At 70.9% G+C, this 15899-nt stretch carries 9 protein-coding genes; 4 read left to right on the top strand and 5 right to left on the bottom strand.

Annotated features, from left to right (window positions below; genetic code table 11):
- From pcaG to pcaD, 3 genes are read left to right on the top strand one after another with little or no spacing between them, the layout of a single operon-like run.
- Window positions 1–648, top strand: a complete 648-nt coding sequence (gene pcaG, locus EPN98_RS23270) for a protocatechuate 3,4-dioxygenase subunit alpha (protein WP_293365336.1) — start codon at window positions 1–3, stop codon at window positions 646–648.
- A gap of 15 nt (window positions 649–663) precedes the next feature.
- Complete coding sequence (gene pcaB, locus EPN98_RS23265; RefSeq protein WP_293365334.1) at window positions 664–1806, top strand: 3-carboxy-cis,cis-muconate cycloisomerase; 1143 nt, start codon at window positions 664–666, stop codon at window positions 1804–1806.
- On the top strand, window positions 1806–2978 hold the full coding sequence (pcaD, locus tag EPN98_RS23260) for a 3-oxoadipate enol-lactonase (RefSeq protein ID WP_293365333.1): 1173 nt from the start codon (window positions 1806–1808) through the stop codon (window positions 2976–2978). Before pcaB ends, pcaD begins: the two co-directional genes overlap by 1 nt.
- A 37-nt stretch (window positions 2979–3015) precedes the next feature.
- On the opposite strand, the gene EPN98_RS23255 is transcribed toward pcaD, so the two are convergent.
- Entirely contained in the window at window positions 3016–4668 is a 1653-nt protein-coding gene (locus tag EPN98_RS23255) for an alkaline phosphatase family protein (protein ID WP_293365332.1), read from the bottom strand.
- A 208-nt stretch (window positions 4669–4876) separates the two neighbouring features.
- On the opposite strand from EPN98_RS23255, the gene EPN98_RS23250 reads away from it, so the two are divergent.
- Window positions 4877–8089, top strand: coding sequence for an amidohydrolase family protein (locus EPN98_RS23250; protein WP_293365331.1), 3213 nt, complete (start codon window positions 4877–4879; stop codon window positions 8087–8089).
- A 3-nt stretch (window positions 8090–8092) separates the two neighbouring features.
- Here the strand turns inward: EPN98_RS23250 and EPN98_RS23245 are convergent, their stop codons facing one another.
- The 4 genes from EPN98_RS23245 to EPN98_RS23230 form a co-directional block, all read right to left on the bottom strand.
- Complete coding sequence (locus tag EPN98_RS23245) at window positions 8093–11224, bottom strand: CHAT domain-containing protein (RefSeq protein ID WP_293365330.1); 3132 nt, start codon at window positions 11222–11224, stop codon at window positions 8093–8095.
- Window positions 11225–11435: 211 nt separating this feature from the next.
- Window positions 11436–11789: a hypothetical protein gene (locus EPN98_RS23240; RefSeq protein ID WP_293365329.1), complete on the bottom strand. Its 354-nt coding sequence runs from the start codon at window positions 11787–11789 to the stop codon at window positions 11436–11438.
- Window positions 11790–11852: 63 nt separating this feature from the next.
- Window positions 11853–12782, bottom strand: coding sequence for a hypothetical protein (locus tag EPN98_RS23235; protein ID WP_293365328.1), 930 nt, complete (start codon window positions 12780–12782; stop codon window positions 11853–11855).
- Window positions 12783–12859: 77 nt separating this feature from the next.
- Window positions 12860–15850, bottom strand: coding sequence for a tetratricopeptide repeat protein (locus tag EPN98_RS23230; RefSeq protein ID WP_293365327.1), 2991 nt, complete (start codon window positions 15848–15850; stop codon window positions 12860–12862).
- Window positions 15851–15899 lie beyond the last annotated feature (49 nt).

Below are 15899 nucleotides of genomic sequence, written 5' to 3'. Positions count from 1 at the left end.
GTGGCCGACAATCAGAGTCCTGAGCGGTTCGGCCAGACCCCCTGGCAGACCGTGGGTCCATTTTTCCACTACGCCCTCCCCTGGAAGGGTGGAGCCGATCTGGTCGGGACGTCCGACCTCGGGGCGCGGCCCGACTTGATCCCGTCCGGGCACGATCTGCTGCACGTCGCGGGCCCGCGCGGCCCCGTGGCGGGCGATATCATCGAGATCACGGGCCGCGTGACAGACGGGGCCGGCGAGGCGGTCCCGGACGCCCTGGTGGAAATTTGGCAGGCGGATTCGGCAGGCCGCTACCCCTCGGAGGCCGACCCGTCCCTCGCGCCTGCGTTCCCGGGTTTCGGAAGGGCCGCGACGGACGAGGATGGAACGTTTCGCTTCCGTACGATCCGCCCAGGCCGCGTTCCGGGACCCGGCAACAGCCTGCAGGCGTCTCACATCGCGGTCGGCGTCCTGGGCCGCGGCCTGATCAAGCGGCTGGTGACGCGCCTGTATTTCGAGGACGGAGAGGGGCTCGAGGACGATCCTATTCTCGGGCTGGTCCCAGCCGCCCGGCGCGCGACCCTCGTGGCGCGCCGCGCCGGGGACGCGCTCTGGCGCTTTGACATCCGCTTGCGGGGCGAGCACGAAACCGTCTTCTTCGACATCTGAGCCGGGAAGGGACATGTGACCTCGCTCCTCAGGGATCGGCCCGGGTCGACCCCGGCCATGCTGGCGGTGTTCGACGATGCGGCGACGCTGGCCCACGCGCTGGCGTTCGAGGCCGCCCTGGCCCGCGCCAGCGCGGAGGAGGGGATCATCCCGCAGGCCGCGGCCGACGCCATCGCGAGCGCCTGCGCCTCCGCCACATTCGACGTGGCCGAGCTTGCCGAGGCCGCCACGCACGCGGGGACGCTGGCCATCCCGCTGGTGGCGCGCCTGCGCGAATTCGCGGGCCCCGAAGGCGGCGCGCATGTTCACTTCGGATCGACCAGCCAGGATCTGGCGGACACCGTCATCATGCTCCAGGCGAAAGCCGCCGCGGCATTGGTTGCGGCCGAGGCGGCGGACCTCACGCAAGCCCTTGCCCGCCTGGCCCGGGACCATGCCGCGGCCCCGATGCTGGGCCGCACGCTGACGCAGCCGGCCCAGGCCATCACCTTTGGGCTGCGGGTCTCGCATTGGTTGCTGGGGGTGGATGCCGCGGCGCGGCGGCTGGATCGCGAGTGCGCGCAGGCGCTGGTGCTGCAACTGGGTGGCGCCGTGGGCACGATGGCTGGCCTCAGCCCTGCCGTCGCCGAGCGAATGGCCCGCGACCTCGACCTGGCCGTTGCGGTCGCTCCCTGGCATGCCCGCCGCGAGGCGCTGGCCGGCGTGGCGACGGCGCTGGCGATCCTCGTCGGCGCAGTCGGCAAAATGGCGCGTGATGTCGCCCTGATGGCCCAGTCCGAGGTGGGCGAGGCGTTCGAGCCGCGTGTCGAGGGCCGGGGCGGCTCGTCGGCGATGGCCCACAAGCGCAACCCCACTGGCTGCCAGGTGGCGCTTTCGGCGGCGGTGCGCGCGCCAGGGCTCACGTCCGCGATTCTCAGCGGTCTCCCGCAGGAGCATGAGCGTGGCCTGGGGGGCTGGCAGGCGGAAGGTCCGGTCCTCGCCGACCTGTTCGGCCTGGCCCACGCGGCGCTCTCGGCCATGCGCCCTGTTGCGCAGGACCTGGAGGTGGACACCGCCGCCATGCGGCGCAACCTGCGCGCGGCCGGCGTCGACGAGGACGTGGGCCACGCCGAGGCGCTCGTGCGGCGGGCGCTCGGCCACTACGGGAAGGACCGCTGATGCCGTTCGTAAGCCGCGATGGCGTTCGCCTCTACTGGCGCGTGGATGGCGAGGCCGATCGACCGGCTCTGCTGCTTCTGAACGCCATCGGCTGCGACATGAGCCTCTGGGACGGCGTCGTCCCGCACCTCATGTCGCGCTTCCGGGTGCTGCGGATGGACGTCCGCGGGCACGGCGCCTCGGACGCCCCGGCCGGGGATTACAGCCTGGACGACCTCGCCGCCGACGCCCTGGCGGTGTTGGATGCGGCGGCTACGCCGCGCGCCGCAATCTGCGGCGTGTCGCTGGGCGGCATGATCGCCATGACGCTGGCGCTGAAGGCGCCTGCGCGGGTCGAGGCGCTGGTCCTGGTCTGCACATCGGCCCAGATGGACCCCGCCGCGTGGCAGGCGCGCATCGACACTGTGCGCGGGCAGGGGCTGAGCGCGATCGCCGACCTGGCCATGGAGCGGTTCTTTTCAGAACGGTTCCGACATCAGACCCCGGGCGTCGTGGCGAGCGCGCGGACCCGGCTTCTGGCCATGAGTCCTGACGGCTATGCCGGATGCGGGGCCGCCATCCGCGACATGGACCTTTCGGCGCGCCTCTCCGGTATAGGCGCCCGGGCGCTCGTGATCTCCGGCGACCGCGATGTCTCGACGCCCTTCGAGGGGCATGGAGATCGGATCGCGGCGGCCGTCCCCGGCGCCCGGGCTGTCGCCCTCGACACGGGCCACCTGCCCAGCCTTGAGGCGCCCGCCGGGCTGGCCGGCGCCATCGTCGATTTCCTGGCGGGGAACGCTGCCGCCGACGAGGCCCGGGCGACCCTCTTCGACGCCGGCCTGGCCGTCCGCCGGGAGGTTCTCGGCGATGCCTGGGTCGATCGCGCGCTCGCGGCCCGCACGCCCTTCAACGCCGACTTCCAGGCGATGATCACGCGCTATGCCTGGAACGAGGTCTGGGGCCGGCCCGGGCTCGACCACCGCACCCGCCGCCTGCTCGTCGTCGCGATGACCGCCTCCCTCGGCCGTTGGGAGGAGTTCCGTCTGCACGTCCGCTCCGGTTTGGAGCAGGGCGGGTTCACGCGCGATGAGCTGAAGGAGGTCCTCCTGCAGACCGCCATCTATGCCGGAGTTCCGATCGCGAACACGGCCTTCGCCGAGGCGGCGGCCGTCATCGCGGGTATCGATTGAACCGATCGCGGGCGTCGGCGGCTTGGTCGCCCTCTGCCTAAGGAGCTTTCGGGCATGCGACGCCGCTTCCGGCCGGCAGGGACAGGCATCGGCCGTCGATATCGGCGGGGGGTGTGAGGCCAATGGCGGCGGCCAGTGTCGGGGCGATGTCGACCGTCTCTACGGGGATGAAGCGGTCCTCGGCCCTGGCGCCCTTCCACCAGAACAGCATCGGCACGCGACGGTCGTAGTTCCAGGGTGAGCCGTGACCGGCCCGGGAGTCGCCGTTCATGCCCGTGCCCAGGCTGGTCAGCGGCTGCAGGGCGCTCAGGATGTCCGGCGAGCGGGTCGGATGCGCGCTCATGGCAAAGCGCTCCTTGAGGCTGACCTCCTCGGGCGGCGCGCCCTTGCGGATCGGCGTGGCCAGCAGTTCCTCGCGGGTGAAGACGGCGGCAAGTTCGGGCTGGGCGGCCAGGGTGCGCACGGCGGCGGCCATCAGCTTTTCCCGGTCGACGCCGGCGACCTCGAGCAGCATGACTTCCTCGGGCGAGCCGGCCAGCGGCGGCTTTTTCAGGTTGAACTCCGCCATCAAGGCGGTGTTGACCCGGCCCATCACCTCCGACGCCGAGACGCGACCAGCGGGGTAGCCCTGGGCGCGCAGGCGCTCCGGGATGTCGGAGCCTCCATGGTCGGCGCTGAGGACGACCAGATAAGGCACCTTCAGAGCGTCGAGGTCGACGAACAGCCTGGCAAGCGTCGCATCCAGGCGGTGCATCTGCTCGCACATCTCGGGACCGCGCGTGCCGTAGCGGTGGCCGACCCAGTCCGTCGCCGAGAAGCTGACGGCCAGCAGGTCGGTCGCAGGCCCCTGGCCGAGACGATAATGCTTGATCAGGTCGCGCGCCGCCTCGCCGGTGATCTCATCGCCGGCCGGCGAGTTGATGAGGGCGGCCGGGATCGAAGCGGCATAGCCGTCCGGCGGCAGCTTGGATTCCCAGGTCTTGCCGCCGATCTCCACCGTTGTGGCGGCGGCGCGGCAGGCGGGGGTCTGGTAGGTCCATGTCGGCCTCTGGGTCCAGCGTGGCGCGAGCCGCCGGTTGGTCGCCGCGACCGGGGCCAACGCCTTGGCGGCGTCGCCGCCCGGCGGGACGTAGGTGGTGAAACCGTAGCCGCTGAACAGCCAGAAGACGCCGTCGGGCTTATGGCCGGCCATGGTGATCGCCGCGCGGTCCTTGCCGGAGACCGCCACGACGCGGCTCTGGGGCGAGGTCTCCTTCAGCCAGTCGCCCAGGGTTGAAGCCTCCAGGCGCGCCGGGCCCACCGGGCTGGCCTTCGCGTCATGGGCCAGCACGACGCTGGTGTCGTTGACGCAGTACACCGGCCGCCGGGTCGCCGGGTCGAGAAAGGCGTTGGCGACGATGCCGGTCTTGTTCGGATGCTTGCCGGTCAGCAGCGTCGAGTGCCCGGGGCAGGTCTCGGTGCCCGAATGCGTCTGGTAGCCGCTGCGATAGGCGACGCCGCTCGCCATGCGCGCCAGGCCGCCCTTGTAGGTTCCGCGCCACTCGTCGAAGAGGTTGGCGCTGTACTGGTCGATGCTGATGGCGACGATGAGCTTTGGCTTCGCATCCTGCGCCAGGGCCTGGGCCGCGGGCAGGGCGGCGAGCGCGAGCGTCGCGGCTGCGGCAAGGCTGCGAAGGGCGGGAAGCGTCATAGGTCGGTCTTTCGTCGCTCGATCGGGATATGCGTTCCAGCCCTAGACCATGGATGTGACGACCAGCCACCCCTCGCGCGAATTCTGCGGTCGTTGCGTGTCGATGGCGCGCATCCTGGGCGTCCATGGCGACGAGCGTTGTCGTGTGCTGCGGGGCTGCCTAGAACTCTTGCGTGGGCCCCGGCCCTAACGTGTGAGGCAGGGTGCCATGAACTCCAAGCTCGCGGGCGTGTTCGCCGCCGTGGTCGGCCTGTCGCAGGCCCACGCCCAGACGCCGCCCGAGAAGCCAGCCAAGTGGGATGTGAACGCGCCGCAGGGCGCAGTCGTCCGTCAGGTCCCGATCAACGTCGACGAGGGATCCTGGATGGACCTCGACGTCAGCCCCGACGGCGCCTCGATCGCCTTCAACCTCCTGGGCGACATCTACGTCATGCCGATCAGCGGAGGGACGCCGAAGCGCATAGCAGAGGGTTTGGCCTGGGAGGTGCAGCCGCGCTTCTCGCCCGACGGCAAGCGGATCGCGTTCACCTCCGACCGGGGCGGCGGCGACAACATTTGGGTGATGAACGTCGACGGGTCCGACAAGCGCCAGGTGACCAGGGAGGACTTCCGGCTCCTCAACCAGCCCACCTGGAGCCCGGACGGCCGATTCATCGCCGCCAAGAAGCACTTCACCACGAGCCGCTCGCTGGGGACCGGCGAGGTCTGGCTCTATCACGTGTCGGGCGGGGCCGGCGTCGTGCTGGTGAAGCGGCCGAACGAGCAGCACCAGAAGGAACTGGGCGAGCCGGTGTACGCCCGGGACGGCAAGTCGATCTTCTACACCCGCAACATCACGCCCGGCCCGATCTTCGAGTACGCCCAGGACTCGAACACCGACCTGTTCAACATCGAGCGCTACGACCTGGAGACAGGTGAGATCTCCACGGCCGTGTCGGGCGCCGGCGGATCGGTGCGGCCGGCCCCGTCGCCTGACGGCAAGAAGATCGCCTTCGTCCGTCGCGAGCGGACCAAGTCCAAGCTGTATGTGAAGGACCTGACCTCGGGAGTGGAGCGCAAGGTCTATGACGCCCTGGACCAGGATGTGCAGGAGGTGTGGGCCGTCAGTGGTCTCTATCCCAACATGGCCTGGACTCCGGACGGCAAGTCGATCGTCTTCTGGGCCGGAGGCAAGATCCGGCGCGTGGACGCCGATGGCGCGAACGCCGGGGTGATCCCCTTCCGGGTGAACGACACCCGCGGTGTCATCGATGGCCCCCACCCACAAATCGCCGTCTCGCCCGATCGCATCCAGACGAAGATTCCACGTTTCGCGGCCGTGTCGCCCGACGGAAAGACTGTGGTCTTCGAGACCCTGGGGAAGCTCTATGTGAAGCCGATGGGCGGCGGTGAGCCCCGGCGTCTGACCAAGGCCGTCGAGGGCATGGAGCTGTTCCCGGCCTGGTCGCGCGACGGCAAGCAGATCGCCTTCGTAAGCTGGACCGACAACGGCCTGGGTCAGGTCCAGGTTGTCCCGGCAGGCGGAGGCGCGGCGCGCACCGTCACCATCCAGCCCGGCCACTATGCCCGGCCGGTGTTCTCGCCGGACGGCAAGATGATCGTGTTCGAGAAGGGCGGCGGCGGCGGCCTGACGTCGGGCGAGTGGTCTGACAGCCAGGGTGTCTATCGCGCGCCGGCTACGGGCGGCGCGGCGGTCCGGATCTCAAAGGATCTTTCGTCGCCGCAGTTCGGAGCCTCGAACGACCGAGTCTTCATGGTCGGGCGCGAGCGCGGCAAGCTGCAGCTGGTCTCCACCGACCTGAACGGCGAGGCCAAGCGCGTCCATGCCGCGGGCGAACTGGTGAACGACTACTTCGTCTCGCCGGATGGCGCGTTGTTCGCCTTCCGCCAGAACTACGAGGTCAGCGTGATGCCGCTGATGCCGGGGACGCAGGAGGTGGCGGTCGACCTGAAAGGCGGGCCCCTTCCGGTGACCCGCGCCTCGGTCGGCGGGGCCGACTACGTCAACTGGTCGGGCGGCGGGACCCAGCTGCACTGGAGCCTGGGGCCGGTGGTCTACACGGCGGCGGCCAAGGACCTGTTCCCCTCGGCGCCTCCCGGCGAAGGGGCCGCGAAGTTCCAGCCGCCGAAGACGGGCGTGTCGCTGTCGATGGACGTGCCCGCCGACCGTCCCAGGGGGACCGTGGCGCTGACCGGCGCGCGGATCGTGACGATGGCGGCTCCGGACGGCGGCGTGATCGACGACGGAGTCATCGTGATCCGCGACGACCGTATCGCGGCTGTGGGCAAGCGGGGCGCAGTCTCTGTGCCGGCCGAAGCAAAGGTCGTGGATCTGGGCGGGAAGACCATCATCCCGGGCCTGATCGACGCGCACGCCCACGGCCCGCACGGGGTGGACGAGCTGGTGCCGCAGCAGAACTGGTCGATGATCCTGAACCTGGCCATGGGCAATACGACGGCGCATAACCCGTCGTATCCTTCGACCGAGATCTTTGCCGCGTCCGAGATGCAGCGGGCGGGCCTGATCCTGGGCCCGCGCACGTTTTCGACGGGCACCATCGTCTATGGCGCGAAGCAGGCCGGCAACTACGCCCAGATCGACAGCCTGGACGACGCGCTGGCCCACGTCCGGCGGCTGAAGGCCCAGGGCGCCCACAGCATCAAGAACTACAACCAGCCCCGCCGCGAGCAGCGTCAGCAATTGACCGAGGCGGCCCGCCGCGAGGGCATGCAGGTGGTGGCCGAGGGCGGGGCCCTGTTCGGCCTGGATATGACCCACATCGCCGACGGCAACTCGACCGTCGAGCACAACGTCCCGCTCTCGACCTTCTACGAGGACGTTCTCAGCTTCTTCTCGCAGAGCAAGACCTACTACACGCCGACCCTGGTCGTGACGTTCGGCGGGCTGGCGGCCGACCCCTACTGGCGCGCGCACACCGACGTGTTCGAGCAGCCGATCCTCAAGCGCCATGTGCCGCCCAGCCGGCTGGCCGCCGAGAACGTGCGTCGCGAGATCGCCCCTGAGAGCGACTACGTCGACGACGACAGTGCGCGCGAGGCGCACAAGCTGGCCAAGCGCGGCGTGCCGGTCTCGATCGGCGCCCACGGCCAGCAATCGGGCCTCGGTCCCCACTGGGAGCTCTGGTCGTTCGTCCGCGGCGGTATGACGCCGATGGAGGCGCTGCAGGCGGGCACGATCGTGCCGGCGCGCTCGCTGGGCATGGCCAGGGACATCGGCTCGCTGGAGGTTGGCAAGCTGGCCGACCTCGTGGTGCTGGACGCTGACCCCACGACCGACATCCGCAACAGCGAGAAGGTTCACCGCGTCATGCTGGGTGGCCGGCTCTACGATCCGCTGACCATGAACGAGGTCGTCACCGGCGAGCGCAAGCGTGCGCCGTACTGGTGGGAGCAGAGGTAGCCGCTACTCCCCGGCGCCGATCAGGACAAACGGCGCCCAGGCCGCAGGGTGAGCCCAATAGGGCTGCCAGCCCTCGATCGGCGTGGCGTCGGGCCGGCGGCCGGTGCGGATCGACGCCATCGCCCGCTGCAGCGCCTGCGCCCCGTTGAGGGTCGAGTCGGCTCGCTGCGCGGCCAGGGTCTCGATCATCAGCGCCTCCGTTGCGTCGTCCAGGACGCTCCAGTGGCTGGCGAGCAGCGCCTTGGCGCCGGCATAAAGGAACGCTCGGGCGAGGCCGGACAGGCTTTCGGCCTCGGGCTTTCCATCGGGCGCCGCCGTGTTGCAGGCCGAGAGGATCAACCAGTCCGCAGAGAGCTTCAGCGTTGCCGCCTCCGAGGCGGAGAGATAGCCATCATCGAGCGAAGAGGGCGTGGACGGCGGCGTGAAGACAAGCCCGGGCTCGTCCAGCTTGTTGATCGATGTGGGGATCAGGCCGTGCGTGGCGAGCACGACAATGCGCGCGGAGGCGAGAGTGGCGTCCGACTTGATTGCCGCCTCGGTCGCGTCGTCGCCCAGTCTCAGGCTTGTGGCTTGCGCGCCTACGCTGCGGGCGATCGCCAGCAACTCGCTGCGGGTATGGGGCAGGGGCGCGAGGCCTTTTCGCAGCATTTCGGGGTTGGCCAGGGTCTGCCGTCCCGTGTCGCCCCGATGGACGTCGGCCGGGGCGAGAATGAAGCCTTCTCCGGTCAGGACCGGATCGCCGAAGCCGCGCAGGATCTCGCCGCGTTCCCGGACGTCACGGACCACGTTGAATGCGCGGAGGCTCGAGACGGAAGGAAGCGTCGTCAACGCGTAACGGTCCGCCAGCCACGCCGCCGAAGCCAGTCTCGACGCGGAGCCGGTCTGGGCGTCGGCGGGCGGCGCTTGGGTGATGAGCAGTCCGAACGGAAGCGCGCTGAGGGCGCCGCTCGCGGTGACGAAGAGCTGCTTCACGCCCTCCAGGGCCGGTTCCACAGGGGCGATCAGATCGTTGTAGAGGCTGTAGGCGGCGTTCAGATCGAACTCCGGGATGGAATCGTCGGCCGCCGTCGCCATCTGCGCAAGGTCACCCCGCCGGCGGCCCGCCAGCGCCTTGCCGCAGGTGGTCTCGTCGACCTGGCAACGCAGGCGCGCGACGCGTTCGGCCACGGAGTTCGAACCACCCGCCAGCCGGCTCCATGCGATCTTCGTCTTCGACACCGCGAAGACATGGATGTCATTCCACAGGTCGACGGTCAGAAGCAGTCCTTCTCCCGGCCGCAGCCGGGCCTGGACCTCGGCCAGCGAGAGCGGCTTGGGCGAAGCCAACTCTGCGTACTGCGGGAAGCTCTTGCGCAGTTGCGCGTCTGCGGCGGCCAGACGAGCGGCGACTCGCGCCATCTCATCCTCGAGTCGCGCGATTTCGTCGGCGTCGTTGCCTGTCAGGGCGTCCGTCAGTTCGGCGCTGATCGTCTGGAGGTCTCGCGAGAGCGATTGTTGGAGTCGGGCGGCCTCTCCAAGCTTGCCGGATCCGGCCGCCATCCGCGCTGCAGTCTGGGCCAATGCGCGCGCCGCGGCGGATACCTCAAGGTCCTGCGCCGCCAGAAACGTCTCGGCCTCGAGCCCGCGGGTCCGTTCGCGCTCGGCATAGCCGACGGTCAACAGCAGGCCGAGAGCGGCCGTCCGTCCGTGGTCGGAACGGATCAGGTCGCCCGAGAGGGCCTCGCGTGCGCTGGCGCCCGTCGCGTCGGCGGCGCCGGCAAGGCCCTGTTTCAGCGCCTCGATGTCGTTGAGGATTGCGCGGACCTCAGCCAACGCCGCAGGCCGCGTGGCCGGATCCTGCGAAGCGGCCTCAGCCGCCATGAGCCGTATGGCCTGGCGTTCGGGCCGGGGGACATTCGGGTCGCGGCCGAAGCGCTTCGCAAGCCACGCCATGGCTTCGCGCCCGCCGACAGGATCTCCGGCCAGGGTCAGGATGTCGCTGAGTTCGCGCACGGCGTCGGGCAGATCGTACACCCACGCGTGATCCTGCAGCGCCAGCCGACGCTTCCGCAGCAGATCCAGCGCCTCGGTCTGGCGGCCTGAGACGGCGAGCAGCCGCGCGCGCGATGCGGACAGAACGTCCGACATGGGGTCCGCCGTCGCCGCCCTGGCGACGGACGGATGCGCCGACGCCGCCCCGATCACCTCGAGCGCGCGCCCGATCCTGTCGGTCGCTTCATAGGTCCTGGCCAGCCACAGCGCCGCGTAGGCTACAGTCGTGGGGGCGGCCGCCCGCGACTGCAGATAGTGGTCGAGCGCCGCCTGCAGGTGGGGCGCGGCTTCCTCAGGGCGACCCTGTGACCACAGGTTGAAGCCCAGGTCGCGCGCTGCGTCGGCCCGCGCCTCCCCGCCGTCTGCCTCCTCCAGAGCCTTGCGGCGCAGTGGCTCGACCGCGGCGTAGTCGCTGTAGCCCAGCTCTAGCCAGTGAACGATCTCGTCACGCTCGTCAGGCCCACAGGCGGGGTTGGAGAGCAGGCCAGCGTAGAGATCATGTCCGGCGTCGTCGTCGCCCTTGTAGCCGAAGTAGATCGACAGATTGCGCAGGAGCCGTGGCTCGCAGGCGCCGCCCCGGAGCCGCCGGATGAGCCCAGCGCCGAGACGATCGAGGGTCTCGACATCGTCCGCCTCCAGGCTGAGGTCGAACAGTTGATCGCTGGCCTGGGCGCACGCGGGGGCCCAGGCGTCCAGGCAGGCGCGGGGCAGAACGGCGAGCGCCGCGCGCGCTCCGGCGCCGTCGCCTGCCTCGAGCAGGTGCTTCGACAGATCGAGCGCGACGTCGGGAAGACGCTTGTCCTGGGTGCGGGAAAGGTAGTCCACCCGGCCGCGCAGGTAAGGGATCGACTGGGCGAACTGGCCCGAGACGTCATGGTACAGGATCAGGTCCGCGCGCGTGGCGTCGGCCGCGGCTTCCTGCGCTGGTCCGGCGGCCATCTGGATCTTCAGGATTCGCTGCAGAAACGGGATCTGCTTCTGACTGCGCTGGGGATCATCCAGCGGAACTGTCGCGGCAAGATGCCGGATCGTGGGGATGATCTCCGGGGACTCGCTTCCATGCAGCCGGATCTCCAGCTGCAGAAGCTTTTCCAGAGCTCGCACCTGTTCGGGCGAGTCGCTGTCGGCGCGCGCCGCCTCATATCGCGCCGCCTTGATCTCAGCCTGCAGCGCTTCGGTCTTTGTATCGCTGGCTCTGGCTGGACCCAGGGGACTCGCCAGGACGGCGAGACTCAGGAGGGCGGCTCTCCACCAGGAACTACGGGGGCGAGCCGGCGTGGCGGCGCGCATCCCGGGTGCCGCCGGCGACCGTCTGTCAGCGCCGCGGGGCGAGCCGGTTTAGATCGCGTTCCGACGGCGAGATGCGGCGATTCAGCGGGGTGTCGTAGCGGTCGTCCGCCGGGACCACGCCGTTGAAACGGCCGAAGGCGTCGTAGCTGTTATAGTAGAAGCGCGGCGCATCGGTGTTGGAGCGCGAGCCCTGGCTGTAGCTCAGGCCGGTCGGGCCGCCGCCACCGCCGAGGTAGGAGTCGCGAATATCGACGCCCTGGGCGGCCGGCGAGGGGCGCAGGTGCTGCTGCTGATCGACGTTCGGGGCCGAGGTGACCGTCAGCGCCAGGGCCGGTGTGGCGAGAGCCGCGAGGCCTAGGGCGATCAGAACCGGACGCATGAGGCGACCTCCACGAACGTAATGCCGCCGAGCCTACGGGGCGCCGCGCTCGACCGCAACCGCTCAGGCGCGACGACGGGGTGCGACGCCAGCCCCCATCTGTTCCCACGCCGCCACCACGCCGCGCTCAGCCAAGCCAGCGAACAGGCGCTGGACGGCGGCGGCATGCTCCTCGGCCAGCGTCTGTATGGCGGGGCGATCCAGGATGTCCTGGGCGACGGTGATTCCGCCGCGCGTGCGGGCGACGAGTCCGACCCCCTCCAGGCCCAGCACGTGCCGCCGCACGGTCTCGCCGGGCATACGCAGGCGGCGGGCCACGTCGGACACCCTTATGGCTCGAAATGGCGTCGGCTCGGCGGCGGCCTGCGGCGGCCAGGGAGCTTCGTCGAGCGCGGTGACCAGGATCGCCAGGAACGTGAGAGCTGAGGCTACGTCCTCGCCCTCGCGCAACAGGCCGTCGAGGCCGCGCAGCAGGTAGTCGGAAAGGAGCCGAGCCGCGCCACGCAGGGGCACGCCGTCGTCGATGCCGTAGTTGGTCGCGGGCAGGGGATCGAGAAGGTCGCCTTCCAGCAGCCGCGCGTAGAAGGCGATCAGTCGCTCGTGGGCCGCGAGGACGCTCTGCAGATAGGCCGGAGAGGTCAGAAACGACTCGGGGATCACGATGCCGGAGCCCGGGATCGTCTTGCACACCCCCTGGCCCTCAAGCTTCTTCAGCCGCCGACGTGTGGTCTCGAAAGGAATGCCCAGCGAGTTGGCCATGGCGTTGATGCTGGCCGGGCGCCGGGCGTCGTCGGGAGCGGCGTGCTCGAGGTCGCCATAGGCCTGGCGGGCGGCGGGATCACGGGTGAGCGGCGCTATGTTGGCCTGGTTTACCGCAAGCACCAGCAACGCATCCATCGGGCTGAGATCTGCGAGCCCGGCCGCCACCTGCTCCAGCGTGAAGCCGAGCGAAAGTCGCGCCAGGGTCCAGACACGCGGCGAAGGCGTCACCATGGCGACGTCATGCTCCCCAGCCGCTCAACCCGCAAGCGTTGTCTCCCCCCAACGCAAGCGCCATCGCTGCGTTGTGTTCAGCCTTCGGCGGCAATCAGCACGAAGGGCGCCCAGTAGGCTGGATGGGACCATTCCGGCCGCCAGCCAGGCAGCGGGCCGCCGGTGGGGAGTCGCCCCGTCCGCACAGCGCGCATCGCCCTTTGCAGGGCCTGCGACTTGGTCAGCCGAGGGTTGGCGCGCTGGATCGCCAGCGTCTGCACGGTCAGCGCCGCGGTCGCGTCGTCGTAGACGCGCCAATGGCTGACCAGCAGGGCGCGCGCGCCGGCGTAGAGGAAGGCGCGCGCCAGGCCCGACAGGCTGTCGGCGCCCGGCGTGCCGTCGGCGGCGGCTGTGTTGCAGGCCGACAGGATCACCCAGTCGGCCGAGAGGTCCAATGCCGCAGCCTCGGAGGCGGTGAGGACGCCGTCGTCCTGCGACGTCGCGCGGGCGGGCGGGGTCAACACGAGACCGGGCTCGTCGACGCCGCCGATCTCTCGCGAGAGCAGGCCGTGCGTGGCGATGGCGACAACGCGCGCGGCCGCCAGATCGGGTGAGGACTTGAGCGCCGCCTCGGTGGCCCGGCCGCCCAGGCGCAGGCTGGCCTGGGGCGCGCCGAGGGTGCGGGCCATGGCGCGCAGTTCGTCAGCCGTACCGGGGAGAGGGCCGAACGCCATGGCCAAGGCCTTGGGGTCGGCCAGCCGCCGGTCGGGGCTGGCCCCCTTGAGCGTCGGATCGCCATAACCCACGAAGGACCAGCGCGTCTCCGGCCCGCGTCGGCTGTGCGCCGAGGCCCGCAGGCTGGCTACGGACGGGAGGGTTGTCAGCGCATACCGGTCGGCCAGCCAGCTGGCGTGCGCGAGGGCGTCGGGCACGCCGCCTGGATCGCGGGTGGGCAGCAGCGCCAATGGCAGCCCGGCCAGCGCGCCGGAACTGGTGACGTAGAGCCGGTCGACTCCGGCCAGCGCCGGCTCGAGCGGCGCGATCAGGTCGCGATAGACGCCAAAGGCGACCTGGCCGTCGAAGGTCGCCTGGCTCTCGCCGGCGGCTGTCCGGCGACCGCTGCAGGCGCTGTCGTCCACCTGGCAGCGAAGGGTGCGGATGCGCCGTTCCAGGTCCGCCTGGCCTCTGGTGATGCGGTTCCAGGCGGCACGGTTCCGCGAGATCGCGAAGACATGGACGTCCTCGCCGGCGGGGACGATCAGCAGCAGTCCCTCGCCGGTCCGCAGACGGGCCTGTGCCTGAGGGATGGACAGCGCCGGCGGCGATACGGTCTCGGCGTAGCGCGGATTGTCGCGCGAGAGGCGGGCGTCGAGGCTGGCCAGCTCACGGCCGACCGCGTCCAGCGCCCCCCCGATCCGTGCGGCCTCACCGGGGTCGTTCTGGGGCAGGGCCTGGACCAACTGGCCCTCCAGTTCCCGAACCTGACCCGCCAGAGCCTGTCGCACGCGGGCGTCGCGGGCGGTGGCGGTCTTGCCCAGCGCCGCGCGGGCCGTGGTCTCGGCCAACGCACGGGCGGCCGGCGAGATGTTGAGGTCCTGCGCGGCGGTAAAGGCGGCGTTCTGCAGGCGCGGCAGCTCGCCGGGCGTCTGTTGCGAGGCGTCCCAGGCCACGGTGAGATAGCGGCGGAACGTCGGCCGCCCGTCAGCGACCGAGTCCTCGCCCGCGCGTGCTCGCCGGAGCGCCGCATCGGGGCCCGACCCGACGGCGAGGCGATCGGCGGCGCGGCGGGCGCGAACGATGGCGACGGCGCGCGCCGACATCTGCTCGGCTCCCGTGTTGGCGGCCTGTCGGTGCTGGGCCTCGGCCAGGGCGTCATAGGCGCGGCCGGTGTCCGGGTGGCGCTCGCCCAGGGTGGCGCGGCGAATCTCCAGCGCCTTCAACAGCAGTGGTTCAGCCTGGGCGTGGCGTCCCTGGGCGACGAGGTCGCCCGCGAGGCCCGCGTAGAGGGTGGCCGTCGCCGGCGTCCGTTCGCCCCGGGCTGCGCGGGTGATCTCCAGGGCCCTGCGGTGCAGCCCTTCGGCCTTGCGTCGCTGGCCGCTGGAGGCCAGCGCATCGGCCAACGCGCCATAGCTGGCCCCCGTGTCGGCGTGGCGCTCGCCCAGCACCTTGCGGCGTATGGCCAGCGCCTCGCGCAACAGGACCTGGGCCTCGTCCGACTTGCCCTGGGCAGTCAGGTTCGCGCCCAGCGCCGCCGCATCGGCGGCCGTTGCCGGGTGGCTGCGCCCACGAAGCTCCTGGTCGGTGGCCAGAGCCAGACGGTGCAGCGGCTCGGCCTGGACGTGCCGGCCCTGGGCGTCGAGGTTGGCGGCGATCCGGGCGTAGGCCTGAGCGGTCGCGGCGTCGCGTTCACCGAAGGCCTGACGACGGAGCGCCAAGGCGCGTCGGTGCAGAGGCTCGGCCTCGGCGTGGCGACCCAGGTCGTCAAGGGCGGCGGCCAGAGCCCCAAGGTCGGCTGCGACGCGGGGATCGGCCTCGCCGGCGACGCGGGTGTCGATCTCAAGGGCCGCGCGGTAGAGCGGCTCCGCTTCCGTGGCCCGGCCCAAGGCCCGCAGGACATCGCCCAGGGCGACCGCGCCGGCGGCCGCCGCCGCGCTGCTGGCGCCGAACAGGCTCCGTCCGGCGTCGTGCAGTTCGCGACGCAGCGGCTCGGCCTCGGCGAAACGGCCCTGGCGCTCAAACAGGGCGGCCAGGTTCGACATGGCGATGAGGGTCTGGGGGTGCGCAGCGCCCAGAGCGCCGCGATCGACGGCCAGCGCCTTGCGGAAATAGGGCTCCGCCTCGGCGTCGCGCCCGCGATGGACCAGGGCCTGGCCGATCCAGGACCAGGACGCGGCCGTGATGGGCGCCTCAGGACCATAGGTGCGCTCCTCGATCGCGGCGCGCCTGCGCGTGGCCTGCTCCAGCCTGCGCCAGTCGCCCGCCATCTGCGCAGCCTCGGCCTCGACGACGAGGGCCGACCACGCCCGCGCGTCCTTGCCCGTCGGCGCGCGCGAGGCGGCGCCGGCAGGCGCTGCCGTCGCGAGAATCAAGGCCGCGCAGGCCCCGACGCCTGCACGACGAAAGCGGGGCCGCATCTCC

Source organism: Phenylobacterium sp. (assembly GCF_004299445.1).
Taxonomy (GTDB): domain Bacteria; phylum Pseudomonadota; class Alphaproteobacteria; order Caulobacterales; family Caulobacteraceae; genus Phenylobacterium.
This window is presented reverse-complemented; position numbering and strand designations above follow the sequence as displayed.